Here is a 24,299-nt window from a genome sequence, read left to right on the forward strand (position 1 = left end):
TAGCCATGAATATTCTTGGTCTCGATGCGCTGGTGTTTGGCGTCGACGATATCCAGGCCTGTGCCGATTGCCTGCGTGACTACGGCCTTACGGCCACCCGGCTGGATGCCGACGGTGGCCGCTTCGAGGCGCTGGACGGTACCGCGATCATCATCCGCCGCGGCGACGACAGCAGCCTGCCGCCGGCGCTGGGGCCAACCCCGTCGCTGCGCGAAACCGTCTACGGCGTCGCTTCGGCCGCCGATCTTGCGGCCATCGCCGATGAGCTGGGCCGTGATCGCGAAGTGCGCCGCGATGCCGACGGCGCGCTGCACAGCGTCGACGACCTGGGGTTTGCCATCGCCTTCCAGGTCACTTGCCGGCGTGCCTTCGAGGCGCCAGCCGACCTGACCAACGCCCCAGGCAGCGCGCCGCAACGCCCGCTCAACCAACTGGGCATTACCCTGGACATGCCGGCCCAGCCGCGGACCTTGTCGCACGTGGTGTATTTCGTGCCTGACGCGGCCAAGGGCGAAGCCTTCTACCGTGATCGCCTGGGCTTTATCACCACCGACAGCTTCAGCGGCGTCGGCCCGTTCATGCGCAGCGCCGGCATGGACGACCACCACTGCCTGTTCATGATCCAGACCCCGCCGCACATGCAGGGTTGCGAACACTTCACCTTCCACATGGGCAGCGGCACCGAGGTACTGCTGGCCGGCACGCGCTTCCAGCAGCGGGGCTGGACCAGCTTCTGGGGCCCTGGCCGACACCTGCTGGGCTCCAACTGGTTCTGGTACTTCAACAGCCCGCTGGGCTGCCACATCGAGTACGACGCCGACATGGACAAGCACGATGACGCCTGGGCCGCGCGCGTGGCGCCGATGTCGGCCGACAACTCGCAGCTGTTCCTGTTCAGCTCACGGGAGAAGTGGGCGCCGGGTGGCCCGCCGCCCAAGCAGGCTTGATCCGTGGGCTGCGTGGCGCTGTGTCGGCTGGACGAAGTGGTTGAAGGCCAGGCCCGTGGTTTCGACCCGCAGGGCCAGGGCACGGACAGCCTGTTCGTGCTTCGCCACGGCGGCCAGGTACGTGCCTACCGAAACCGCTGCCCGCACCTGCAGGTAGCGCTGGAGTACCGCAAGGACCGCTTTCTGAGTGCCGATGGCCAGTGGGTCATCTGCTATGCCCACGGCGCGCGTTTCAGGCCCGAGGACGGCACCTGCGTCCACGGCCCCTGCCGTGGCCAGGCCTTGCAGGCGCTGGAACATCAGCAAGTGGACGGCTGGCTGCTATTGCCGCTGGCGCAGCTCGAGCGCTGAGCTATCGCGCTGCGCGATAGGTCGCATCCCGCGACTCGATTGGTCAAAGCCCGGCGCAGCCGGGAAGCTGTGCCCAGCACAGGGAACGGCCGCCGCGCATGCCGGGGCGGACAACAAGAACAAGACGTGAGACATGCCATGAATACTGTGAACAACGTGCTGATCGTGGGTGGCGGGATTGGCGGGCTGTGCGCCGCCATCGCCCTGCGCCGCAAGGGCATTGCCGTCGACCTGGTCGAGCTGAAGACCGAATGGACCGTCTACGGCGTCGGCATCATCCAGCAGAGCAACGTGGTGCGCGAGATGCACCGCCTGGGCCTGCTCGATGCCTATCTTGACGCGGCCTACGCCTTCGAGGACGTGGCCATCTATACCACCGAGGGCCAGCAGCTGGCGCGCATTCCCGGCCAGCGCCTGGCCGGCCCGGATTACCCGGCCAACGTCGGCATCTCACGCCGTGCCCTGCACAAGGTGCTGAGCGAAACCGCCATCGAACTGGGTACCCAAGTTCGCCTGGGCACCTCGGTGGAGCGCTTCGAACAGGACGACAGCGCAGTGGATGTGCTGTTCAGCGACGGTAGCCACGGCCGCTACGGGCTGCTGGTCGGCGCCGACGGGCTGTTCTCGAAAGTGCGCGGCTTGCTGTTCGGCGACCGCTACCAGCCGCGCTTCACCGGCCAGTCGGTGTGGCGCTACAACTTCCCGCGGGCTGCCGGCATCGACCACCTGGCCAACTACCAGGGGCCTTCGGGCAACGCCGGCCTGGTGCCGCTGGCCGATGACCTGATGTACCTGTTCACCACCTCCCATGAGCCGGGCAACCCGTGGATGGAACCCGCCACGCTGGCCGATGGCCTGCGCCAGCGCCTGGCCGGTTTCGGCGGGCTGATCGGCGAGTTGCGCGCGCAGATCGTCGACAGCGCCGACGTGGTCTACAAGCCGCTGGAAGCGGTGTTCGTCGATGAGCCCTGGTACCGCGGCCGCGTGCTGCTGATTGGCGATGCCGCGCATGCCACCACGCCGCACCTGGGGCAGGGCGCCGGCATGGCCATCGAAGATGCGGTGGTGCTGGCCGAAGAGCTTACCGCTGGCGGCCACCTGGAGGCGCAACTGCAGCGCTTCATGGCCCGGCGTTTCGAGCGTTGCAAGTACATCAGCGAGATGTCCCTGCTGGCCGGCGAGAAGGAAGTCCAGCGCGATCCGTCGTTCGACCGCATCGGCCTGGTCAAGCAGATGCTGGAGGTCACCGCGCGGCCGATCTGATGCCGCAGAACCGGCGCTGCCTGCCTGGCTGGCGCGCCCGCTCATACGCCAACACCGACGCACAATAACAAGAAAGAGGAAACCCCGATGTTGACTCGCAAAGGAGCACCCGCACGGCCATTGCCGTCGCTCAAACCCATCAGCCTGGCGCTTTTCGCGCTGGCCGCCAGCCAGGCCCAGGCCTTCGAATTCGCCACCGGCGACCCCGACCTGCGGGTGCGCTGGGACAACACCCTGAAATACAGCGCCGCCTGGCGCACCCAGGATGCCAGCAGCAAGCTCACCGAGGGCCAGGCCGCGCTGAACCTGGACGACGGCGACCGCAACTTCGACAAGGGCCTGATCTCCAACCGCCTGGACCTGCTGTCGGAACTGGACATCACCTACCACAACATCGGTGCGCGGGTCAGTGGTGCAGCCTGGTACGACGATGTCTACAACCAGGGCACCGACAACAACGAGCCCAGCCGCGCCAACAGCTATTCGGTCGACTACGACGAATTCACCGACGACACCCGCACGCTGCACGGACGCAAGGGCGAGCTGCTCGACGCCTTCATCTTCGGCAAGACCGAGATCGGCAACATGCCGCTGTCCGGCCGCCTGGGCCAATACGCCATGCAGTGGGGCGAAAGCCTGTTCTACGGCATGAACGGCATTGCCGGGGGCATGGCGCCGGTGGACGTGGTCAAGGGCCTGTCGGTGCCCAATACCCAGTTCAAGGAGCTGATCCGCCCGGTGCAGCAGATCTCCGGGCAGTTGCAGCTCACCCCGGATGTCTCGGTGGGGGCCTACTACCAGTTCGAATGGGAGGCCAACCGCCTGCCAGCGGCGGGCAGCTACTTCTCCACGGACGACTTCTTCGGCGACGGCGCCGAGCGCATGTTCGTCGGCTCGCCAGTGTTCCCCGGCGGCCAACCGCTGGCGTTCTTCCATGGCAATGACAAGCAAGCCAAAGACTCGGGGCAGGGCGGCCTGCAGGTACGCTGGCGCACCGAGACTGTCGACTGGGGCGTGTATGCCATTCGCTTCCACGACAAATCGCCGCAGCTCAACGTGCGCCCGGACTTCGCCAACCTCGACCCGGTCAGCGGCAAGGCCGGCGAGTTCTACTGGGTGTACCCCGAAGGCATCGAGGCGCTCGGCGCCAGTTTCTCCACCACCCTGGGCAACTTCAACCTCGCTGGCGAGTTGTCCACGCGCTGGAACCAGCCGCTGGCCTCCACCAGCCAGCATGCGCTGGCCGTGGGCGAAGTGATCGACAACGCCGACAACCCGCTGTATGCCACCGGCCGCACGTTGCACGCCAACTTCTCCTGGCTGGCCAGCCTGGAACCGAACTTCATCGCTGCCGAGTCGAGCTTCCTCGGCGAGATCGCCTGGAACCGGGTAATGAGCGTGAGCAAGAACGCCGACGCCGTCGACCCCAATGCCGACCGCGACGCCACCAGCCTGCGCCTGGTGTTCGAGCCGATGTACCGGCAGATCCTGCCCGGCCTCGACCTCTCGGTACCGCTCGGCGCGAGCTACACCAACGGCGCATCGATGGCGTTGGGCACCGGCTTTGGCAGCGATCACGGCGGCGACCTGAACATCGGCCTGAAGGGCAACTACCTCAATACCTGGAGCCTGGGCCTGACCTACACGCACTACTACGGCCCGGAGAACACCTTCCTCGACGCCGACAACCACTACACCTTCGAACAGTCGCTCAAAGACCGCGACTTCATCGCCTTCACCGTCAGCCGCACCTTCTGACCGAGGACTACCCGATGAAACACAACAATAAAGTCGTTTCCCTGCTCACTGCCCTGAGTGCCTCGCTGCTGTTCGCCCACGGCGCCGGTGCCGCGGTGACCGCCGAGCAGGCGGCCACCCTCAAGAGCACCCTGACCCCGCTCGGTGGCGAGCGCGCCGGCAACGCCGACGGCAGCATCCCGGCCTGGAACGGTGGTTACACCAAGGCCGACCCGGCCTACAAGGAGGGCGGCAAGCGGGGTGACCCGTTCGCCAGCGACAAGCCGCTGCTGACCATCACTGCGCAGAACCTGGGGCAATACGCCGACAAGCTGACCCCGGGCGTCCAGGCGATGCTCAGGAAGTACCCGGACAGCTACCGGCTGGACGTGTACCCGACCCACCGCAGTGCGGCCGCGCCGCAATCGGTCTACGACGCCACCTTCGCCAACGCCACCAGCGGCAAGCTGGTGGACGGCCCTGCCGGCCCCATGCCCGAAGGCGCGGCCGGGGGCATTCCGTTCCCGATCCCGGCCAATGGCGTGGAAGCCATGTGGAACCACCTGCTGCGCTGGCGGGGGGCCTCGTGGCACGCCAGCTTCAACCAATACCTGACCACCGCCGACGGCAAGCATGTGCTGACCAACGATTCGCGCGCCGACCTGCAGATGCCCTGGTACCTGCCGGGCGGCGGTGGCGACAAGGGCGTGTTCTGGTCCATTCGCATGACCAACGACGGCCCGCCCCTGCGTGCTGGCGAAGCCATCACCGGGCTGGAGAACCTCAACGCCGACAAAGCCGCCGTGTGGACCTACCTGCCGGGCCAGCGCCGCGTGCGCCGCCTGCCCAACGCTTGCTGCGACACGCCGACGCCGGCCACTGCCGGGGTCATGAGTTTCGATGAACTGTACGTGTTCAACGGGCGCCTTGACCGCTTCGACTGGAAGTTGCTGGGCAAGAAGGAGATGTATATCCCCTACAACGCCAACAAGGTGTTCACCGCCGCCAGCGCCGAAGCGCTGCTCGACCCGCACCACCTCAACCCCGCCTCGATCCGCTGGGAATTGCACCGCGTATGGGTGGTCGAGGCGACCCTGAAGAGCGGCCAGCGTCATGTGATGCCACGCAGCACCTACTACCTCGACGAGGACACCTGGGCCGCCGTATTGGGTGAGCGCTACGACGCCCGCGAGCAACTGGCCAAGGTGGTCTGGACCTCGCCGGTGGTGCTGCCCGACCTGCCTGGCGTAGTGACCCTCACCAACGGTTTCTACGACCTGCTCTCCGGCGCCTGGTTCGCCGGTGACCTGTTCGCCGGCAAGAACGAGCAGTACCGCATCGTGCCGCCGTACAAGGAATCGGTGTTCACCGCCGACGCCATGGCCGGGGAAGGCGTGCGCTGAGCGGGCGCCTTGCGCCCGGGTTTTACCGACAACAAGAACAAAAGGTAGCGTGCGATGAACAAGATGCTCTATGGCTGGCTGCTGGCAGCCTGTTGCGGGCTGCCCCCGGCCTTTGCCGGGGATGGCCTGGAGGTGCTCTCGCAGCCGGCGGTGCAGGGCACCCAGGCGCTGCATGCGGTGCTGCAGGATGTGACGCTGGCCGGTGCGCGCCTGGTGGCGGTGGGCGAGCGCGGCGTGGTGCTGCTCTCCGACGACAACGGTAAGCGCTGGCGCCAGGCCACGGGCGTACCGGTCAGTGTCAGCCTGACTGCCGTGCAGTTCGTCGACGCGCGCCAAGGCTGGGCGGTCGGCCATGCCGGTGTAGTGCTGCACAGCGAGGATGCCGGCGAACACTGGACCTTGCAGCTCGACGGCAAGCGCGCCGCCGCCCTGGAGCTGCAGGCGGCCGAGGCCTCGGCAGACCCACGTCGGGTGTCTGCGGCGCAACGGCTGCAGGCCGATGGCGCGGACAAGCCGCTGCTGGCACTGAACTTCGCCGACGCCCGGCACGGCATGGTCGTCGGCGCCTATGGGCTGGCCCTGAGTACCCAGGACGGCGGCCGCACCTGGGCGTCCAGCATGGGGCTGCTGGCGAATGACCGCGGGCTGCATCTGTATGCGCTGGCGCGTCAGGGCGCCAGGTTGTACGTCGCTGGTGAACAGGGCCTGCTGTTGCGTTCGCCTGATGGCGGCGCCCACTTCGAGGCGCTGCAGGGGCCCTACGACGGCAGCTATTTTGCCGCCACTGTGCTGCCCGGTGGCCGGCTGCTGGTGGGTGGCTTGCGTGGTTCGCTGTTCGCCTCCGATGACGGCGGCGACAGCTTCCAGGCGCTGGCCAACCCGGTTCCGGCATCGCTCAACGGCATGCGCGTCGCCGGGGACCAGCTGTTGCTCGCCAACCAGGCGGGGATGCTGCTGCGCAGCGGCCTCGACGCCTTTGCCGCGCAGCCATTGCCGGTCACCGACGGCCTGCCGCTGACAGCGGCCACCACGGCTGCCGATGGCGCCATCATCGCTGTCGGCATGGCCGGTGCCCGCCGCCTGGACACTTCTTCCCTTTCCACCACGACGGACTGAGCCATGTACGCCATGAATTCACCTGCGCCGTCCAGCGGCCGTCTCGATGACTTCGACAGCACGTCCGGCTCGCTGCTGGAGCGTGCGCTGTTCAACCATCGGGCGCTGGTCCTGCTGCTGTGCCTGGCCGCGACCGTGCTGCTCGGCTGGCAGGCCTCGCGCCTGACCCTCAACGCCAGTTTCGAGAAGATGATCCCGCGCGATCATCCGTACATTCACAACTACCTGGAGCACCGCCAGGAGCTCGCCGGCCTGGGTAACGCAGTGCGTATCGCCGTGGCCAATCCGCGCGGCAGCATCTATGACCCGGGCTACCTGCACAGCCTGCAACAGCTTAACGATGCGGTGTACCTGTTGCCTGGGGTAGACCGTGCGGCTATGAGGTCGCTATGGACACCTTCCACCCGCTGGACCGGGGTGACCGAGGAAGGCCTGGAAGGCGGGCCGGTGATCCCTGACGGCTATGACGGTGGGGTGGCGAGCCTGGCAGCGCTCAAGCGCAACATCGAGCGTTCCAACGAGATCGGTCAGTTGGTGGCCTTCGACCAGCGTTCGAGCATCCTCTACGTGCCGCTGCTGGCGCACACCCCAGACGGCCAGGCCTTGGACTACATCGCCTTCGCCCAACAACTGGAAAACCTGCGCGAGCGATTCCAGGCGCAGGGCGTGGAGATTCACATCACCGGCTTTGCCAAGGTGGTGGGCGACCTGATCGACGGCCTGCGGCAGATCCTGCTGTTCTTCGCCGCCGCCATCGCCATCACCGCCGTGGTGCTTTACTGGTACACCCGCTGCGTGCGCAGCACCGTGCTGGTGGTGGTGTGCTCGCTGGTGGCGGTGATCTGGCAGCTCGGCCTGTTGCCGCTGCTGGGCTACGAGCTCGACCCGTATTCGGTGCTGGTGCCGTTCCTGGTGTTCGCCATCGGCATGAGCCACGGCGCGCAGAAGATGAACGGCATCATGCAGGACATCGGCCGTGGCATGCATCGCCTGGTGGCGGCGCGCTTCACCTTCCGCCGGCTGTTCCTGGCCGGGCTGACCGCGCTGCTGTGCGATACCGTGGGGTTTGCCGTGCTGATGATCATCCAGATCCAGGTGATCCAGGACCTGGCCGTCATCGCCAGCCTGGGCGTGGCGGTGCTGATCTTCACCAACCTGATCCTGTTGCCGGTACTGCTCTCCTACGTTGGCGTCAGTGCCCGCGCGGCGCGGCGCAGCCTGCGTGCCGAACAGGCGCAGGCGAGCGGGGCGCGCAAGCATGCGCTGTGGCGTTTCCTCGACCTGTTCACCCAGCGTCGCTGGGCGGCCGGGTGCATTGCAGTGGCGGCGCTGATGGCCGCTGGCGGCTATGCCGTGAGCCTGCACCTGAAGGTCGGTGATCTCGACGCCGGTGCTCCCGAGCTGCGCGCCGATTCGCGCTACAACCGCGACAACGCCTTCGTTACCCGGCATTACGGTGCCAGTAGCGATGTGTTCGCGGTGATGGTGCGCACCGCGCCCGGTGGCTGTTCGGCCTACGGGACGCTGAAGCGCGTGGATGACCTGGACTGGCAACTGCGCGGCCTGCCAGGCGTGGACACGATCAATTCGCTGGCGCAACTCAACCGCCGGGTGCTGGTCGGCCTCTCCGAAGGCAGCCCGAAGTGGTACGAACTGGTCGACAACCAGGCGACCCTGAACATGGTCACTGCCAACGCCCCCCGCGGCTTGTACAACGACGATTGCAGCCTGCTGACGCTCTACGCCTACCTCACCGACCACAAGGCCGACACCCTGGCGCGCGTGGTGGACAGCGTCCAGGCGTTCGCCCAGGCCAACGACAGCGAGCAGGCCAGCTTCCTCATGGCTGCCGGCAGTGCGGGCATCGAGGCGGCCACCAACCAGGTGGTGAAACAGGCCAACCGCGACATGCTCTGGTGGGTTTATGGCGCGGTGATCCTGCTCTGCCTGGTGACCTTCCGTTCCTGGCGCGCGGTGCTCTGCGCGGTATTGCCATTGGTGCTTACCTCCCTGCTTTGCGAAGCGCTGATGGTCGCGCTGGGCATTGGCGTGAAGGTGGCGACCCTGCCGGTGATCGCCCTGGGTGTCGGTATCGGCGTGGATTACGCGCTGTACGTGATGAGCATCGTGCTGGCCCAGCTGCGCCAGGGCGCGAGCCTGTCCGAGGCCTATTACCGCGCGCTGCTGTTCACCGGCAAGGTGGTGATGCTGACCGGTATCACCCTGGCCATTGGCGTCGGCACCTGGATCTTCTCGCCGATCAAGTTCCAGGCCGACATGGGCGTGCTGCTGGCGTTCATGTTCGTCTGGAACATGGTCGGTGCGCTGATCCTGTTGCCGGCGCTGGCCTACTTCCTCCTGCCGCAACGCCAGACCTGTACGCAGCAGGCTGTGGCGCTTGAACCCACCCTGCGAAAGCGCGAGCAGGACGCCCGCTTTGGCGCGCTCAAGGAGATCAGCCATGGCCGCTGAACGCACTGTCGGCAGCGCCCAGGCGGCGTTGCTGCTGTTTGGCAGCTGCCTGCCGGTACTGGGTGCGGTGCTGATTGCGCCGGTGCTGCCACGCATGCAGGCGCACTTTGCCGAGACACCGGGCGTTGCCGTGCTGGTACCGGTGGCCTTGACGCTGCCGGCCCTGGTGATCGCCTTGCTGGCGCCGCTGGCAGGTGTCCTGGCTGACCGTGTCGGGCGGCGCCCGTTGCTGCTGGCGAGCATGCTGCTGTACAGCCTGTGCGGGGTGTTGCCGCTGTGGCTGGATTCGCTGGGCCTGATCGTCGCCAGCCGCGCCGGTATCGGCCTGGCGGAAGCCGGCATCATGACCTGCTGCACCACGCTGATGGGTGACTACTTCGACGGCCAACGCCGGGAGCGGCTGTTTGCCTTGCAGATGGTGGTCACCTCGTTGTCGGCGGCGTTGTTCATGGGGGTGGGCGGCGCGCTGGGCGAGAGCGACTGGCGCACACCGTTCGCCCTCTACGCCGTGGGCCTGCTGTGCTTGCCGCTGATGGCCATGTGGCTGTGGGAGCCGCGTGCCTGCGCTATTGCGCCCGAAGCGACGGTACGTTCGCGCTTTCCATGGGCTGCCCTGGCACCGTTGTACCTGCTGACCGGGCTGGCCGGCATCAGCCTGTTCATCGTCCCGGTACAGGCCGGCTACGTGCTGCAGTTGTTGCATGTCGATGCCCCTGGGCAAGTGGGCCTGGCCATGGGCGCCAACCAGCTCGGTGTGTTGGCCGGCGCCCTGGCATTTCGCCTGCTGGCGCGCCTGCCGGCGAGCTGGCTGCTGGCCCTGGGGTTCGCCACGGCCGGGACGGGCGGTGGCCTGATGGCCCTGGCGAACAGCCATGCCCTGGTGGTGCTGGCGGTGCTGGTCAATGGCCTGGGCGTTGGCCTGCTGCTGCCGACATTGATCACCCGGGTGATGCAGCAGGTCGGCTTCGAGCAGCGTGGCCGCGCCACGGGCGGGTTCACCGCGGCGATCTTCGCCGGTGAGTTCATCAGCCCTTTGCTGGTGTTGGCACTGACCGCTGGCGTGGCTGCGCAACTGCCCCATGCGTTGCTGCTGGTTGCCTTGGGGCAGCTGGTGCTGGCGCCGGCGTGCCTGCTGTTGATGCGCCGTGCGCGCGCGGCGGCAATGGCCGGTGCCCGATGAGGGGCGGCGCCTTCATCAGCGGACAGAATCTTAGGGTCGACGGTGGCACGACCATCGGCGACGGCAATTGAAAGGAGACAACATGCAAGCGCTTCCTGCATTCAAACGCGTGGTCACTGGCCACGATGCCCAAGGCCAGGCGGTTGTGGCCAGCTGTGGCCCGACGCCGAACAACTTCCCGCTCAAGGCGGTACCCGGCACGCTGTTCTACGAGGTATGGAACAGCAGCGCCAGCCCGGCACTGCTGGATAACGGCGATGACCCTACGGCCCAGCCGCTGCAACTGAGCCCAGGTCCACTGGGCAGTGTGATCCGTGTGGTCGACATCCCGCCGGACAGCGTGCAGAACCAGGTCAGCGCCGAAGCGGCAGCGGCTGCCTTCGCCGAGATCGGCGAAGCCAGTGCCGGGACGGGCAAGGCCGACTCGCGGCATAAACTGATGCACCGCACCCAGACGCTGGACTACGGCATCGTCACCGAGGGCGAAGTGTGGCTGGTGCTGGACGACGGTGAGGTGCATCTCAAACGCGGCGACATCGTGGTCCAGCGTGGCACCAACCACGCCTGGAGCAACCGCAGCGAGCAGATGGCGCGAATGGTCTTCATCCTGCTCGACGGCCGCTATGCAGACGACCTCAAGGAGTTACTGGCATGAAGCTCGCGTCGCTTGACGATGGCAGCCGTGACGGCCGCCTGCTGGTGGTGGCCCGTGACCTTGGGCGGGCCGCCGAGGCCAGCGGCATCGCGGCCACCTTGCAGCTTGCGCTGGAAAACTGGCCGCAGGTCGAAGCCCGCTTGCAGGCGCTGTATCAGCGGCTCAACGATAACGCGGTGGCAGACGCCTTCGACCTTGACCCGACGCGGCTGGCTGCGCCCCTGCCGCGCGCCAGCCAGTGGCTGGACGGCTCCTGCTTCCTCAGCCATGGCGCGCTGATGCAGAAAGCCTTCAACCTCGACCCGATCGAAGGCGTCGAGCACACGCCGCTGATCTATCAGGGGGCCAGTGATGACTTCCTCGGGGCGCGTGCGGACATCCCGTTGCCCAGCGAAGCGCACGGTATCGATTTCGAGGGCGAGTTTGCCGTGCTGCTCGACGACGTGCCCATGGGTTGCCCGGCCGAGCAGGCCTTGCAGCATGTGCGCCTGGTACTGCAACTCAACGACGTCAGCCTGCGCGCGCTGGCGCCGCGGGAAATGAAGACCGGTTTCGGCTTCCTTCAGGCCAAGCCTGCCACCAGCTTCGCGCCGGTTGCAGTGACCCCGGATGAGCTCGGTGAAGCCTGGCGCGATGGCCGGGTGCACCTGCCGTTGCAGGTACAGTGGAACGGTGAGTGGTTTGGTCATCCCCACGGCGGCGCCATGCACTTTGGTTTTCACCAGTTGATCGCCCATGCGGCGCTGACACGGCGCTTGAGCGCCGGCACGCTGGTCGGCTCGGGGACGGTTTCCAATGCGGATCGCAGCGTAGGGTCGGCGTGCCTCGCCGAGCGCCGCGCCATCGAAACCATCGCCTCGGGTGCGCCGCGCACCGCCTTCATGCGCTTTGGCGACCGAGTGCGCATGGAGGCCCGGGGTGGCAACGGTGAGGTGCTGTTCGGTGCCATTGATCAGCGCGTGGTGCGGGGAGGTTGGCCATGCGAGTAATGGTCACCGGTGCCAACGGCTTCGTCGGTCGTCAGCTGGTGCAGCGCCTGTTGCAGGCCGGTGAAGTGCGCGGGCAGCGTATCGAGGCGTTGCTGGTGCTGGACCAGGCACTGGATGGCTTGCCCGAGGATGCTCGGCTGCGCCGCCATCACGGCAGTGTGACCGACACCGCCCTGCTGCGCCGGGTGCTGGCCGATGGTGTCGATGTGGTCTTCCATCTGGTCAGTGTGCCCGGTGGTGCGGCCGAAGCGCAGTACGAACTGGGTTACCAGGTGAACCTGCAGGCCAGCCTGGAGCTGCTCAATCAGTTGCGCAACCCGCGCTGCCCGCCCGTGCTGGTGTACGCCAGCAGTGTCGCGGTGTATGGCGGCGAGCTGCCGGCACGGATGGACGAAGACCAGCCGGCGTCACCGCAGCTTTCCTATGCGGCGCACAAGCGCATGGTGGAAATCGCCTTGCAGGACCTGGCCCGCCGCGGCGAGGTCGATGGCCGCGCATTGCGCCTGCCCGGTATCGTCGCCCGGCCGCGCGAGCCCAACGGTTTGCGTTCGGCGTTCATGAGCGACCTGCTGCACGCCTGCGCGGCAGGGGAGGCCTACACCTGCCCGGTTTCAGCCGACGCATGTGCCTGGTGGATGTCCGCGCGCTGCTGTGTGGACAACCTGCTGCACGCGGCAGAACTGGACGCCCCTGGCAGCCAGTGCATCTGGCAACTGCCGGTGCTGCACTTGTCCATCGCCCAGGTGCTGGCGGGCCTGGCCGAGCGTTTTGGCCAGGCCAACCTCGCGCGCATTACTTTCGACCCCGACCCGCAACTCGAAGCCCTGTTTGGCCGCTATCCGTCACTGCGCAGCCGACGGGCGCGTGAACTGGGCTTTTGCCATGACGGTTCGGTCGCCGGCCTGTTACGCAACGCCCTTGACCTGCCAACGCGGCGCAGCCGCAGCGTGGCCATTAGCAAAGGATTCATCGCATGACCCTGAACAAGCGTCGCCTGCTGGACCTGTCCGTGACCCTGGACAACAACCCTTACACCGATCCGCCGCCGTTGCTGCCGAAGATCGACTACATGGATCACCAGCAAGGCTGGCCGGAAATGGCGGCCATGTTCCCCGGGCTGCGCAAGGAGGACCTGCCGGGGGCTGAGTCGTGGGCCGCGGAGCGCCTGCAGATCACCACGCACAGCGGCACGCACATGGATGCGCCCTGGCACTACGCGTCGACCACCGACGGTGGCAAGCCGGCGTTCGGCATTGACGAACTGCCACTGGAGTGGTGCCTGCAGCCAGGCGTGAAGCTGGACTTTCGCGACTTGCCGGATGGTCACGTGGTCACGGCGGCGGAAGTCGAGGCCGAGCTTGCTCGCATCGGCCATGCATTGCAGCCGTTGGACATCGTGCTGGTAAACACCCGGGCCGGCAGCCAGTTCGGCCAGCCCGGCTACCTGGAGGCCGGGGTCGGCATGGGGCGCGAGGCGACGCTGTACCTGCTGGAGCGGGGCGTGAGAGTGGTTGGCACCGATGCCTGGAGCTGGGACGCGCCGTTCAAGTACACCCGCGAGCGCTTTACTGAAACGGGGGATGCCTCGCTGATCTGGGAGGGGCACAAGGCCGGGCGTGACATTGGGTATGGGCAGATGGAGAAGCTGGCCAACCTTGAGCAACTGCCGGCGTACGGCTTCCTGGTCAGCTGCTTCCCTTACAAGATCCGCCATGCCTCTGCCGGTTTTGTCCGGGCGGTAGCGATCTTCGATGAGGGGGCAGTGCCGTAGTCTGCGGGGAAAGGGCCTAGCGCCCCAGCAACTGCCCCACCAGCCACTGCCCGGCGGGCCCCAGTGCCCGCTGGCGCGACCAGGCCACATCCATGGCCACCCGCCGCGGGTAGCCGGCCATGGGCAACTCCACCAGGCCACTGCCAAAGCGCGCCACCAGTGCCTTGGGCAGTTCGGCCCAGCCGAAGCCGCGCACGGCGAACTCCAGCAAGGTCAGGTAGTCCGGTGCCGACCAGGCCTGGCCGTGGCCGTGGGGCAGGCTCGGGGCGTAGGTCTTGATGTACAGCTGGCGCTCGTTCTCCAGGTGCTCCGGCTGCAACGCCGGCAGCTTCGCCAGCGGGTGTTCACTGCTGGCATACAGGCAGAACTGCGCCTGCTCGGGCAGCCGCGCCACGCTGACATCGGCCGGGTAACGGTCCTGTGCGGCGAGGATGCCGATATGCGCCAGGCCTTGCTGCACCAGGTCGATCACGTCGGCGTCTTCGGAAGGGCCACAGCGCAGTTCGGTGTGCGGGTATTGCTCGGCGAAGCGGCTCATCGCTACGCCCTGGAAGGTCATGCTGTAGCTGTCGGACATCACCACTGACACCAGCGGTTCGACCTGGTCAGCCAGGCGCACGGCCAGCGCATCCAGCCTGGCGCTGGCATCGAGGATCGCCTCGACGTGGTTCAGCACCTGATGGCCGGCCGCATTAAGCGTGGGGTGTCGGCCAGCGCGATCGAACAGCGGGCAACCGATGTCGGCCTCGAAGTTGGCGATGGCGATGCTGATGGTCGACTGGCTCTTGCGCAGCTTGCGCGCGGCGGCGGAGAACGAACCGAGGGCGGCGGCTTCGACAAAGGCGACGAGGGCTTCGGGGGAGTAGCGCATGGGTATCGATAAAAACCATGGATGAATGGCCATGAGTATCGATCCGGTCAACGTGCGAGGCAAGCATGCGCTTGGCAGATGCCCACGTTCCGTGCGGAAGGTGGGCATCGCAGCGCTACGGCCAGGGCTTACTTTGCGCCTGCCACGCTAGCGGCTTCAGCCTGCTCGCGCTGGCGCTTGCGGCCGATCACCAGCACACCCATGGCGGCCAGGGTGCACAGTGTCGCCAGGGGCATCAATGCCAGGGCGTAGCTGTTGGTGGCGTCGTGGATGGCACCGTAGACGTTGACCATCAGGCCGCCACCGATCAGGTTGGCCATGGCGCCGACGGCCGCCAGCCCGGCGGCTGCCGTGGACGAGGACAGCCAGCCGGAGACCAGTGCCCAGAAAGGGCCTTTCATCGAATAGGCACCCACCAGCACCATGGTCAGCATCACTACCGTGGCCGCTAGTGAGGACGTGAACAGGGTCATCAGCAGGCCGGCGGCGATCAGCAGCATGGTCATCGCGGTGTGCCAGCGGCGCTCGCCGGTGCGGTCGGAGCTGCGCCCCCAGATGATCATCGCGACCGAGGCGATGCCATAGGGGATGGCATTGACCAGGCCGATCTGCATGGCGCTGAGGCCGAAGGTTTTCAGCAGTTGCGGCGCCCAGACGCTCATGGTGCTGCCAGCGGCGGAAGCCCCGGAGTAGATCAGCGCCAGTACCCAGATGTCCTTGTGGCGCAGCAGCTTCCACAGCGAGATATGGCCGATGGCGGTCTTCTTGGCGGCCTCGGCGGCCAGCCTTTGGGTGAGCCAGCCACGTTGCTCGTCGCTCAGCCACTTGGCCTGTTCGGGGCGGTCGGTCAGTACGAACAGGCAGGCGATGCCCAGCAGGACTGCCGGTATGCCTTCGAGGATGAACAGCCAGTGCCAGCCGCGCATGCCCATCCAGCCATCCAGGCTCAGCAGCAGGCCGGACAGCGGTGAGCCAATGAAGTTGGCGGCCGGGATCGCCACCATGAACAGCGCCACCATGCGTGCACGGTAGGCAGACGGCAGCCAGTAGGTGAGGTAGAGCAGCACGCCTGGGAAGAAACCGGCTTCGGCGGCGCCAAGCAGGAAACGCATCACGTACAGCGAGTTGGCGCCCTGGACGAACGCCGTACCGGCGGAAATCAGGCCCCAGGTGATCATGATGCGGGCGATCCAGATCCGCGCGCCATACCGTTGCATGGCCAGGTTGCTGGGCACTTCGACCAGGAAGTAGGAGAAGAAAAACAGGCTGCTAGCAAAACCGAAGACCTTGGCCGAGAGTTCCAGGTCGTGGTTCATCTGCAGCGAAGCCATGCCGATGTTGCCGCGATCGATGATCGCGATCAGGTAGCAGATGATCAGAAAAGGCAGCAGGCGCCAGGCAACACGGTGCATGGTGCTGCGTTCGAGGTCGTCCGGCGTGGATGTAGCTGAAGTCATGGTGCTCTCCAATTGTTTTTTTTCTGGAGTGACGCGTGGTGAAGGCGCCGCTTCTCGCAAAGCGGCGCGAGAGGGCTGCAATCAGCTGTCGATCAGGTGGCGGTTGACCACGCAACGCGGGTCCAGGGCGTTGCCCGCCAGCAGGTCCAGAACCTGCCTTACACACACCAGGCCAACACGGTCACGGGCTTCGCTGGTGTTGGCGCCGATGTGCGGGGTGGCGACCAGGGTCGGCAAACCCCACAGCGGGCTGTCGGCCGGTGGCGGCTCGGGGTTGAAGGTGTCCAGGCCGGCACCGGCCAGGCGACGCTCGCTGAGTGCTTGTATCAGGGCGTCGGTGTCGATCAGCTCGCCGCGGGCAGTGTTGATCAGGATGGCGCCTGGACGCATGCGCGCGAGCTGGTCAGCACCGATCAGGCCGTGGTTGGTCTCGGTCAGCGGGCAGTGCAGGCTGATGATATCGCTTTCGGCCAGCAGGCGATCGAAATCTTCTTCGCGCTCGACATGGGCGCGTTCCGGCAGTTGCTTGAGGTAAGGGTCGAACACCTTGACCTTCATTCGCAGCGGCGCCACCAGGTCCATCAGAACACTGCCGATCGAGCCCAGGCCAATCAGGCCCAACGTCTTGCCGGACAGCTCTATGCCGTTGGCCGAAGCCTTGTCCCAGTGACCTTCACGCATACGTGCATCGAGCAAGGCGGTCTGGCGGGCGACGCTGAACATCAGGGCAAAGGCATGTTCGGCCACCGACTGTGCGTTGGCACCCACCGCAATCGACACCGGCACCCCGCGTTCAGCGGCGGCTTGGATATCGATGGTGTTGAAGCCGACGCCGTGCTTGGCGATCAGCTTGAGCTTCGCGCTGGCCTCGATCATCGCGCGGGTCAGGCTGCCCTGGCGAACCACGATGGCATCGGGCTGCTCCGCGCGGATGATGGCCACCAGCTCTTCTGCCGGCAGGTAGGGCGTGGTGGGGACGACCCGGAAGCCCTGGTCGGCGGCAAGTTGCATGGCCTCGGCAGCAAGTTCGGGGCCGGTAATCAGAATGGTACGGGACATCGTGAACACCTTTTTTATTGTCAGGGCAGTCGCTACGGCTCAGGCGGCGATGGAATAAACCCTACCATAATGAAACGGCGTTGCAATGAAATAAATCAAGCGCCCGATAAGCCCATGCTTCTGGCAAAAAAAACCGATTGAAAAAGGAATAATGCAATGCCATTCTAAAAAACAGATTCGGCGGCCGCCGATGACATCGAATAACATCAATAGAGGTATGTCACATGAGCATTGGCTTCCAAGTGCTTGAGCGCACGCGCAAAATTGGCGAAGAGTGGGTTGGCCGCTACCGTGAGGTTCCGGTCGCCAACGTCAGCGATTCGATGAACCGCATGACCGCAGGCGGTGCCCGTCTGCGTCCCATGCATCGTGAAGGTGTGCTGTGTGGCCCGGCCCTCACCGTCAAGGCGCGTCCAGGTGACAACCTCATGCTGCACTACGCCCTCGACATCGCTCAGCCGGGCGATGTGATCGTGGTCGATGCCGGCGGCGACCTGACCAACGCCCTGATTGGCGAAATGATGGTGGCTTATGCAGTCAAGCGCGGTGTGGCCGGCATCGTCATCAATGGTGCCATCCGTGATGCGGCCAACATCGGAGCTGGCGACTTCCCGTTATTCGCCGCCGGTGTGTCGCACCGTGGCCCATACAAGGACGGCCCGGGCGAGATCAACGTGCCGATTGCCATTGATGGTATGGTGATCGAGCCGGGCGACCTGGTGATCGGCGATGAGGATGGCTTGCTGTGCGTCCCGTACGACCAGGTTGCCGATGTCTATGCCCGTGCCACGGCCAAGCATGCTGCCGAAACTGCTCAGATGGAGCACATTGCCCAAGGCACCAACGACCGCTCCTGGGTCATTGAGTCCTTGAAGAAGAAAGGCTGCCTGCTGCCAGTTTGACCCGTTGAACTGCTGCGTACCTTGCGATGGGGTGCGCAGCGGGCGCTGGGCTGGCGCGGGTCTAATGAGGATTCGCAGACTTGACCGATTCACCGTCGTCCCATCGTAACCCGTGGCCTTCGGCCGTCCGGGCGCTCGCCCACCGCAATTTTCAGATCTATTTCGCCGGCCAGGGCGTTTCCACCCTGGGCAAGTGGGTACAGCAGGTGGCGTTGGCCTGGCTGGCCTATCACCTCACGGGTTCGGCCGTGCTGCTGGGGCTGATCACCTTTCTTTCACTGGCTCCGCAACTGCTGATCGGCCCGCTGGCCGGTGCCTGGATTGACCGGCATGACAAGCGTCGATTGCTGATCATCGTGCAAGTGATCCTGACCTTGCAGTCGTCGGTGTTGGCGCTATCTACCTGGCTGGGCTGGGTCGATGGCCCGGTGATCGCCGGCATGGCCTTGCTGCTGGGTTTGCTGAACGCCCTGGAAACACCGTTGCGCCAAGCCTTGATCGGCAGCTTCGTCGATGACCCGGCCGACCTGCCCAATGCATTGGTGCTCAACGCCATGCTGATCAACGGCGCGCGCTTTGTCGGGCCGCCACTGGCCGGGGCACTGATCGCCCTCGCTGGCGAGGCGACCTGCTTCGCGCTGACGGCCATAGCTTTCCTGGCACTGCTGTTCGGCTTGCTGAAGGTGCGCGGTAGCGCCAGCCCAAAGGCCAGTGGCTCGACTGCCCAAGTGTTTCGCGAGGGGCTGGCATACATGTGGCAGACCCGCAATGTGCGCCAGCTGCTGGTCAACGTGATCATGGTCAACCTGTTTGCTTCCTGCTATGCAGCGCTGTTGCCAATCTTGGCCAAGGCGGTGTTTGCCGGTGATGCGCGGGTGTTGGGTTGGCTGTGGGGGGCGGCGGGCGCTGGCGCCTTCGTGGCCACTCTGGTATTGGCGGTGGGCGGTGCATTGCCTCGGCTGCGCCAGTTCACCGATGCCGGGGCGCTGCTGTGCGCGGTCGCCCTGGTCGGGCTATGGTTGGCCGGCGGGCTGCCATTGGCGTTGCTGGCGCTGGCGTTGCTGGGATTTGGCATCACCTTGAGCAATGTCAGCACCAACATGCAGTTGCAGAGCGGTGCGCCGGGCCACCTGCGTGGCCGGGTCATCGCTTTCTACATCGCCATGCGCTTTGGCTTCGAGGCCTTGGGCGGAATGATCGCCGGGCTGGTCGCAGCCCGCTGGGGGGCGCCGGCGACCCTGGGGATCGCCGGTGCCGTGCTGGTGCTGGGGTTGCTCGGGCAGTACGGCATGCGCCGCCGCACCTGACCGGTCAGGCAGCCTGACCCTGGCCTTGCGGCGTTTGTTGTTTGGCCGGGTCACCCAGCCAGAGCATCAGGCAGGTGCCGATCAGCAGGATCGACGCTACGGCGAAGAACGGCACGGTGAAGCTGTGCGTGGCATCCTTGATCAGGCCTATCAGGAACGGCCCGGTGAAGCCGCCAAGGTTGCCGATCGAGACGATCATTGCCAGGCCGCCTGCTGCGGCGCGGCCGGTGAGGAAGGTCGAGGGAATCGCCCAGAACGTGGCCTGGAACGACAGGATGCCGGCCACGGCCAGGCACAGGCTGGCGATCTTCAATTGCGGCTGGTCGATCAGTGCAGCACTCACCAGGGCCAGGGCAGCGAAGGCCAGCGCGCTGACCACGTAGGGCAGGCGGTGGCTGCTGCGATTGGCCAGGCGCGCCCATAAGGTCATGGCCACGGCGCCTAGCAGGTAAGGCAGCGCCACTACCAGGCCGACCACGCCACTGGAAATACCCAGGCTCTTGATGATCTGCGGCAGCCACAGGCCGATGCCGATGGAACCGACGATGCAGCAGAAGTTGATGGCCGCCAGGGTGAACACTTTGGGATTGGTCAGTGCGGCGCGCAAGGTGTTGCCGTGGGAGGCACCGATGGCCTGTTGCTCCTGGCACAGGCGCCGGGTCAGCCAGGCCTTTTCCCGTGGGTTCAGCCACTTCGCCTTGGCCGGGGTGTCGACCAGCACGAACAGGCAGGCAATACCCAGCAACACGGCGGGCATCGATTCGGTGACCAGTAGCAGTTGCCAGTTCTTCAGGCCCCAGACGCCGTGTTGTTCCATCAGCCAGCCCGACAGTGGCGAGCCGACGATGTTGGCGACCGGGATGCCCAGCAGGAATGCTGCGGTAGCTTTGGCTCGCCATTTACCGGGGAACCAGTAGGTGAAGTACAGGTACACCCCTGGCGTGAAGCCCGCTTCGGCAAGCCCCAGCAGGAAACGCGCGATGCTGAAGCTGATGGGGCCGGTGGCGAACGCCGTGGCCATGGAAATCAGCCCCCAGGTGATCATGATCCGGGCAATCCACACCCGTGCGCCAAAGCGCTGCATCAGCAGGTTGCTGGGGATCTCGAACATGAAATAGCCGAAGAAGAACAGGCCGGCCGCCCAACCGAACATCGTAGCGGTCAAGCCCAGGTCCTGGTTCATGCTGATGGCGGCGAAGCCGACATTGGTGCGATCGAGGTAGCTGATCACGTAGCAGATGAAGATGAACGGCACCAGGCGCCACAGCACGCGGCGCATCAGGCGTTCGCCCTCGGCGTCGCTCAGCGGCGCCTGGGCAGCAGGGGTTTCGTGGGTCATGTCGTCACTCTTTTGTAGTTGTTGTGTGCGCAGACGGGCGCGGCTCAGCTGTGGGAATACATCGGTAGACCGGGAGTGCTGGTACGGACCTGAAGAATGCTGCCGGTCTCGGACTCGGTGATGAACAGGGTCTGCCCGTCGTCGCCACCAAAGGCCAGGTTGGTGTTGCTGATGCCGGCGCAGGAAACGATACGTTGCAGCGGCTCGGCGACTTTCGACAGCTTCCACACCGAGCCGAAGCCGGTGTGGGCGATGTACAGGTTGCTTTGCGCATCCAGTGCCAGGCCATCCGGCCCGCCCAGGCCGCCGTGCAACTGAGCGAACACGCCCACCTTGCCGATGATCGAACCGTTGCCCAGCGGGATGCGCCAGATCTGCTGGGCGCGGGTCACGGCCACCAGCAGGTGATTGAGGTTGGGGTCGTAGACGATGCCGTTGGGGCTGGGAATGGTGCTCAGCAGGCAGCTCAGGTTGCCGCTGGCGTCGAACTTGTAGACCCGGCCCGTGGCGTCCTGCAGGCCGGTTTGGCCCTGGTCGGTGAAATACAGGTCACCGTTCGGCGCGAACACCAGGTCGTTGACGCCTTTGAAACCTTCGGAACCGGCCGAGTCCAGCAGTGCTTCGATGGCACCGGTATGAGGGTCGAGCAGCATGATCCCGCGCTTGTAGTCGGTGATGAAGATGCGCCCATCCTGATAAATCTTCAGGCCGTTGGGCCAGCCATCGTACTGGCAGACCAGCTCCCATTCGCCCTGGGGCGAGATGCGGAAGATTCGCCCGTTGGGAATGTCGGTCACGTACAGGCGCCCCTGGCGGTCGAACGAAGGCCCTTCAAGGAACGAGTCGATTGCCCGTCCTTGGCGATTGGCATTGGCCCAGGCAGATGGGCGCGGGTCGCGGAAGCGCTCGGGCAAGCGCGTGAAGACAGTGGTTTCGACGGTGGGTGGGGCAGCGAAAAAACTCATGAGGGCTCCTGGCGGCAAGGGGCGCGTGAGCGTCCAGGTCATTGTTGTTTGCTTTGTTTAATGCAATGCCATTTCAAAATAAATCATGCTGTGACGAAAGGCGATTAATTTCGTCGCTTTTTGTCGGCCTGTTGACGAGACGTCGGTTTTTGTGAGCTTCTATAAAGGAAATGGCGTTCTAAAATAAAAACAATGGAGTTTGCGATGCAACAGCACTCATGGCGTATGCCGTGCCGTCCTTCTCGGCCTTTTAAAAACCTCTCGATTGTCCTTGCCCTTGCCGCCAGCGGTGGCCTCATGGCGCCGCTTGCGCAAGCGGGTTTTCGTTCCGACAGCCATGCCAACCTGGCGATGCGCAACTTCTACTTCAACAGTGATAACCGCGACGGTGCCGCCAAGCCTTCGAAGACCGAGGAATGGGCGCAGGGCTTCCTGCTCGATCTGCGTTCGGGGTACACCAGCGGGGTGATCGGTGTCGGGGTGGATGCGACCGCCATGCTGGGTGTCACCCTGGACAGCGGCCGAGGCCGGCACGCGGGCAGTACGATGATTCCCTCCGATGGCGAGCGTGCGGTGGACCAGTGGGGCAGTGCGGGCGCGACCCTGAAGCTGAAAGCGAGCAAGAGTGAGCTGCGGGTCGGCCAGTTGATGCCAAAGATGCCGGTGTTGGTGGCCTCGGATGGTCGGCTGCTGCCGCAGACCTTCCAGGGCGTGCAGCTGCAGTCGAAGGAGTTCGACAATCTGATGCTGATCGGCGGTGCGCTTGACCGCGCCCGGGGCCGGGCTTCCACCGACCTGACCGGCATGGCCGTAAGTGGCGGCACCCAGGAAAGTGACCGTTTCTATTTTGCCGGTGTCGATTACCGTGCCAGCGATGCGCTCATGCTGCAGTACTACGCGGGTGAATTGCAGGACTATTACCAGCAGCACTTTGCTGGCCTCAATCACACCCTGGCACTGACTGACGACAGCTCGCTGACGACCGACCTGCGCTACTTCCGCACCCGCTCGGACGGTGCCAACGGCAGCGCCTCGGGGCGCGCGCAGGGCTATACCGTAGGCGGCTACACCACCGACGGAGACGGCCAGATCGACAGCGACCTGTGGAGCGCGGCGTTCACCTACCGCCTGGGTGGTCACTCGCTTTTGCTGGGCTACCAGAGCGTCTCCAACGACAGCAACTTCGTGCAGATCAACCAGGGGTCGATCGACAAGGGGGCCGGTGGCAGCAGCCTGTACCTGTGGACCGACAAGATGCTGCTGAGCTTCACCCGTGCTGGCGAGCGCACCGGCTTTGCGCAGTATGGCTACGATTTCGCGGCGCTGGGTGTGCCCGGCCTCAAGGCCTCGATGATGTACCTCAAAGGTGACCACATCCAGACCACGAGCGGTGCCGAGCAGTCGGAGTGGGAGCGGGACTTCTCCCTGGACTACGTCATCCAGAGCGGTACTTTCAAGGGGCTGGGCGTGGCTTGGCGCAATGGCATGTCCCGCAGCGAAGCGGCCCGCAATGGCGATCAGAACCGCGTGATCGTCAACTATACCGTGGCCTTGTTCTGAGCCATCAGCAGGAGGATAGAAGGGCAAAGAGCATGGCCCCGCGCTCAGGTGTGGGGCCGCCTGGCCGGCAGGCGCGATGACCGGCCGGCTGGTCTTGTCCAGGCTTCTTCACCGTCAATGATGTTGGTGCCGCATCGGCTCTTGCTGGCATGATGGCGGTTGCCAGGGCATTCGCAGATAATGATTTATCTGGGCCCTGACAAAGACTTGGGCAATTCAAAGGTGAGGATCTACTGATGGTTAATGTTCGGCCGCGTCCCGCGGTGAATGGCGTGGCTTCGGCTGACCGCGTGCTGACAGTGCTCTCTGCATTCCAGGTGGGAGACACGTCTTTGACCCTCGTAGAGCTTGTCGAGCGTACCGGACTGATCAAAAGTACCATCATGCGTTTGATGGTCTCGCTGGAAAATCATGGTTTCGTCAATCGCATGGCAGATGGGCGCTACCAGCTGGCCAGCGAGGTCATGCGGCTTAATGCGGTGTATGAGGAAGGCATCGATCTGGAGCGTCATGTGATGCCCAGGCTGCATCTGTTGGCAGAGCGTACTGGCGAGACGGCCTCGTTCTACGTGCGTCACGGCGCTTACCGGATGTGCCAGTATCGAGTGAATTCACCCCATCGACTGCGGATGCACGTTCAGCCCGGCGACATGCGACCGATGGACGACGCTGCTGGCGCCCAGGCTTTGCGTACGCCGTTCGCGAGCGGTATCGCCATGCAACGGCCGTTTTTCTCCATGGGGGCCACAGACCCGCATGCCGCATCAGTAGCCTTTCCCGTATACGGCGCTGGCGACGAGTTGGTCGGTGCACTGGTGCTTTCCGGCCCTTCCAGCCGGCTCACCCCGGAATGTGCCGCTGCCTTCAACGACATCTTCTTCGACGCTACTCGCGACCTGATGCGCAGCCTTGGCTGCAAGGCCGCAGATGGGAACGTCACGACCGCTGGGTGATG

General features: G+C 65.2%; 21 protein-coding genes. 16 read left to right on the forward strand and 5 right to left on the reverse strand.

What is annotated here, in order from left to right:
* Positions 1–5: 5 nt before the first annotated feature.
* The 12 genes from F6X59_RS20145 to F6X59_RS20200 all read left to right on the forward strand — a co-directional run bounded on the left by F6X59_RS20145 (position 6) and on the right by F6X59_RS20200 (position 13,884).
* Positions 6–947 carry a VOC family protein gene (locus F6X59_RS20145; protein ID WP_152957781.1) on the forward strand — a complete coding sequence of 314 codons (942 nt, stop codon included), beginning with the start codon at positions 6–8 and terminating at the stop codon, positions 945–947.
* Positions 948–950: 3 nt separating this feature from the next.
* Positions 951–1,298: a Rieske (2Fe-2S) protein gene (locus tag F6X59_RS20150; RefSeq protein ID WP_372240461.1), complete on the forward strand. Its 348-nt coding sequence runs from the start codon at positions 951–953 to the stop codon at positions 1,296–1,298.
* 138 nt (positions 1,299–1,436) lie between these two features.
* On the forward strand, positions 1,437–2,561 hold the full coding sequence (locus tag F6X59_RS20155; RefSeq protein WP_152957782.1) for an FAD-dependent oxidoreductase: 1,125 nt from the start codon (positions 1,437–1,439) through the stop codon (positions 2,559–2,561).
* Positions 2,562–2,648: 87 nt separating this feature from the next.
* The gene (locus tag F6X59_RS20160) at positions 2,649–4,319 is read left to right on the forward strand and encodes a DUF1302 domain-containing protein (RefSeq protein ID WP_152957783.1); all 1,671 of its coding nucleotides are present in this window, start codon (positions 2,649–2,651) and stop codon (positions 4,317–4,319) included.
* A 14-nt stretch (positions 4,320–4,333) separates the two neighbouring features.
* Complete coding sequence (locus tag F6X59_RS20165; RefSeq protein ID WP_152957784.1) at positions 4,334–5,701, forward strand: DUF1329 domain-containing protein; 1,368 nt, start codon at positions 4,334–4,336, stop codon at positions 5,699–5,701.
* A gap of 54 nt (positions 5,702–5,755) precedes the next feature.
* The gene (locus F6X59_RS20170) at positions 5,756–6,817 is read left to right on the forward strand and encodes a YCF48-related protein (RefSeq protein ID WP_152957785.1); all 1,062 of its coding nucleotides are present in this window, start codon (positions 5,756–5,758) and stop codon (positions 6,815–6,817) included.
* A gap of 3 nt (positions 6,818–6,820) precedes the next feature.
* Positions 6,821–9,289, forward strand: coding sequence for an RND family transporter (locus tag F6X59_RS20175; RefSeq protein WP_152957786.1), 2,469 nt, complete (start codon positions 6,821–6,823; stop codon positions 9,287–9,289).
* A complete protein-coding gene (locus tag F6X59_RS20180; protein WP_152957787.1) occupies positions 9,279–10,469 on the forward strand; it encodes an MFS transporter in 1,191 nt (396 codons plus the stop codon). The genes F6X59_RS20175 and F6X59_RS20180 overlap by 11 nt, the downstream gene beginning before the upstream one ends.
* 82 nt (positions 10,470–10,551) lie before the next feature.
* On the forward strand, positions 10,552–11,124 hold the full coding sequence (locus F6X59_RS20185; protein WP_152957788.1) for a cupin domain-containing protein: 573 nt from the start codon (positions 10,552–10,554) through the stop codon (positions 11,122–11,124).
* Positions 11,121–12,113 (forward strand): fumarylacetoacetate hydrolase family protein, encoded by a 993-nt coding sequence (locus F6X59_RS20190; RefSeq protein ID WP_152957789.1) that lies wholly within the window; start codon positions 11,121–11,123, stop codon positions 12,111–12,113. Before F6X59_RS20185 ends, F6X59_RS20190 begins: the two co-directional genes overlap by 4 nt.
* Positions 12,104–13,090 (forward strand): NAD-dependent epimerase/dehydratase family protein, encoded by a 987-nt coding sequence (locus tag F6X59_RS20195; RefSeq protein ID WP_152957790.1) that lies wholly within the window; start codon positions 12,104–12,106, stop codon positions 13,088–13,090. Before F6X59_RS20190 ends, F6X59_RS20195 begins: the two co-directional genes overlap by 10 nt.
* Positions 13,087–13,884: a cyclase family protein gene (locus F6X59_RS20200; RefSeq protein ID WP_152957791.1), complete on the forward strand. Its 798-nt coding sequence runs from the start codon at positions 13,087–13,089 to the stop codon at positions 13,882–13,884. Before F6X59_RS20195 ends, F6X59_RS20200 begins: the two co-directional genes overlap by 4 nt.
* 16 nt (positions 13,885–13,900) lie before the next feature.
* On the opposite strand, the gene F6X59_RS20205 is transcribed toward F6X59_RS20200, so the two are convergent.
* The 3 genes from F6X59_RS20205 to F6X59_RS20215 all read right to left on the reverse strand — a co-directional run bounded on the left by F6X59_RS20205 (position 13,901) and on the right by F6X59_RS20215 (position 17,271).
* Positions 13,901–14,755 carry a LysR family transcriptional regulator gene (locus F6X59_RS20205; protein ID WP_152957792.1) on the reverse strand — a complete coding sequence of 285 codons (855 nt, stop codon included), beginning with the start codon at positions 14,753–14,755 and terminating at the stop codon, positions 13,901–13,903.
* A gap of 128 nt (positions 14,756–14,883) precedes the next feature.
* Positions 14,884–16,212: an MFS transporter gene (locus F6X59_RS20210; RefSeq protein WP_152957793.1), complete on the reverse strand. Its 1,329-nt coding sequence runs from the start codon at positions 16,210–16,212 to the stop codon at positions 14,884–14,886.
* 81 nt (positions 16,213–16,293) lie between these two features.
* Entirely contained in the window at positions 16,294–17,271 is a 978-nt protein-coding gene (locus F6X59_RS20215) for a hydroxyacid dehydrogenase (protein ID WP_152957794.1), read from the reverse strand.
* 224 nt (positions 17,272–17,495) lie between these two features.
* Here F6X59_RS20215 and F6X59_RS20220 point away from each other — a divergent pair, with 224 nt between their 5' ends.
* Positions 17,496–18,173 (forward strand): RraA family protein, encoded by a 678-nt coding sequence (locus F6X59_RS20220; RefSeq protein ID WP_152957795.1) that lies wholly within the window; start codon positions 17,496–17,498, stop codon positions 18,171–18,173.
* 80 nt (positions 18,174–18,253) lie between these two features.
* Complete coding sequence (locus F6X59_RS20225; protein ID WP_152957796.1) at positions 18,254–19,480, forward strand: MFS transporter; 1,227 nt, start codon at positions 18,254–18,256, stop codon at positions 19,478–19,480.
* Between the two features lie 4 nt (positions 19,481–19,484).
* Here F6X59_RS20225 and F6X59_RS20230 read toward each other — a convergent pair whose 3' ends face one another.
* Positions 19,485–20,819 (reverse strand): MFS transporter, encoded by a 1,335-nt coding sequence (locus tag F6X59_RS20230; protein ID WP_152957797.1) that lies wholly within the window; start codon positions 20,817–20,819, stop codon positions 19,485–19,487.
* Positions 20,820–20,863: 44 nt separating this feature from the next.
* Positions 20,864–21,784 carry an SMP-30/gluconolactonase/LRE family protein gene (locus tag F6X59_RS20235; RefSeq protein ID WP_152957798.1) on the reverse strand — a complete coding sequence of 307 codons (921 nt, stop codon included), beginning with the start codon at positions 21,782–21,784 and terminating at the stop codon, positions 20,864–20,866.
* A gap of 297 nt (positions 21,785–22,081) precedes the next feature.
* Between F6X59_RS20235 and F6X59_RS20240 the strand changes: the two genes are divergently transcribed.
* Entirely contained in the window at positions 22,082–23,344 is a 1,263-nt protein-coding gene (locus F6X59_RS20240; RefSeq protein WP_256669380.1) for an OprD family porin, read from the forward strand.
* 236 nt (positions 23,345–23,580) lie between these two features.
* Complete coding sequence (locus F6X59_RS20245) at positions 23,581–24,297, forward strand: IclR family transcriptional regulator (protein WP_152957799.1); 717 nt, start codon at positions 23,581–23,583, stop codon at positions 24,295–24,297.
* Positions 24,298–24,299 lie beyond the last annotated feature (2 nt).

It is taken from the genome of Pseudomonas sp. MN1F, assembly GCF_009391885.1.
Lineage (GTDB): Bacteria > Pseudomonadota > Gammaproteobacteria > Pseudomonadales > Pseudomonadaceae > Aquipseudomonas.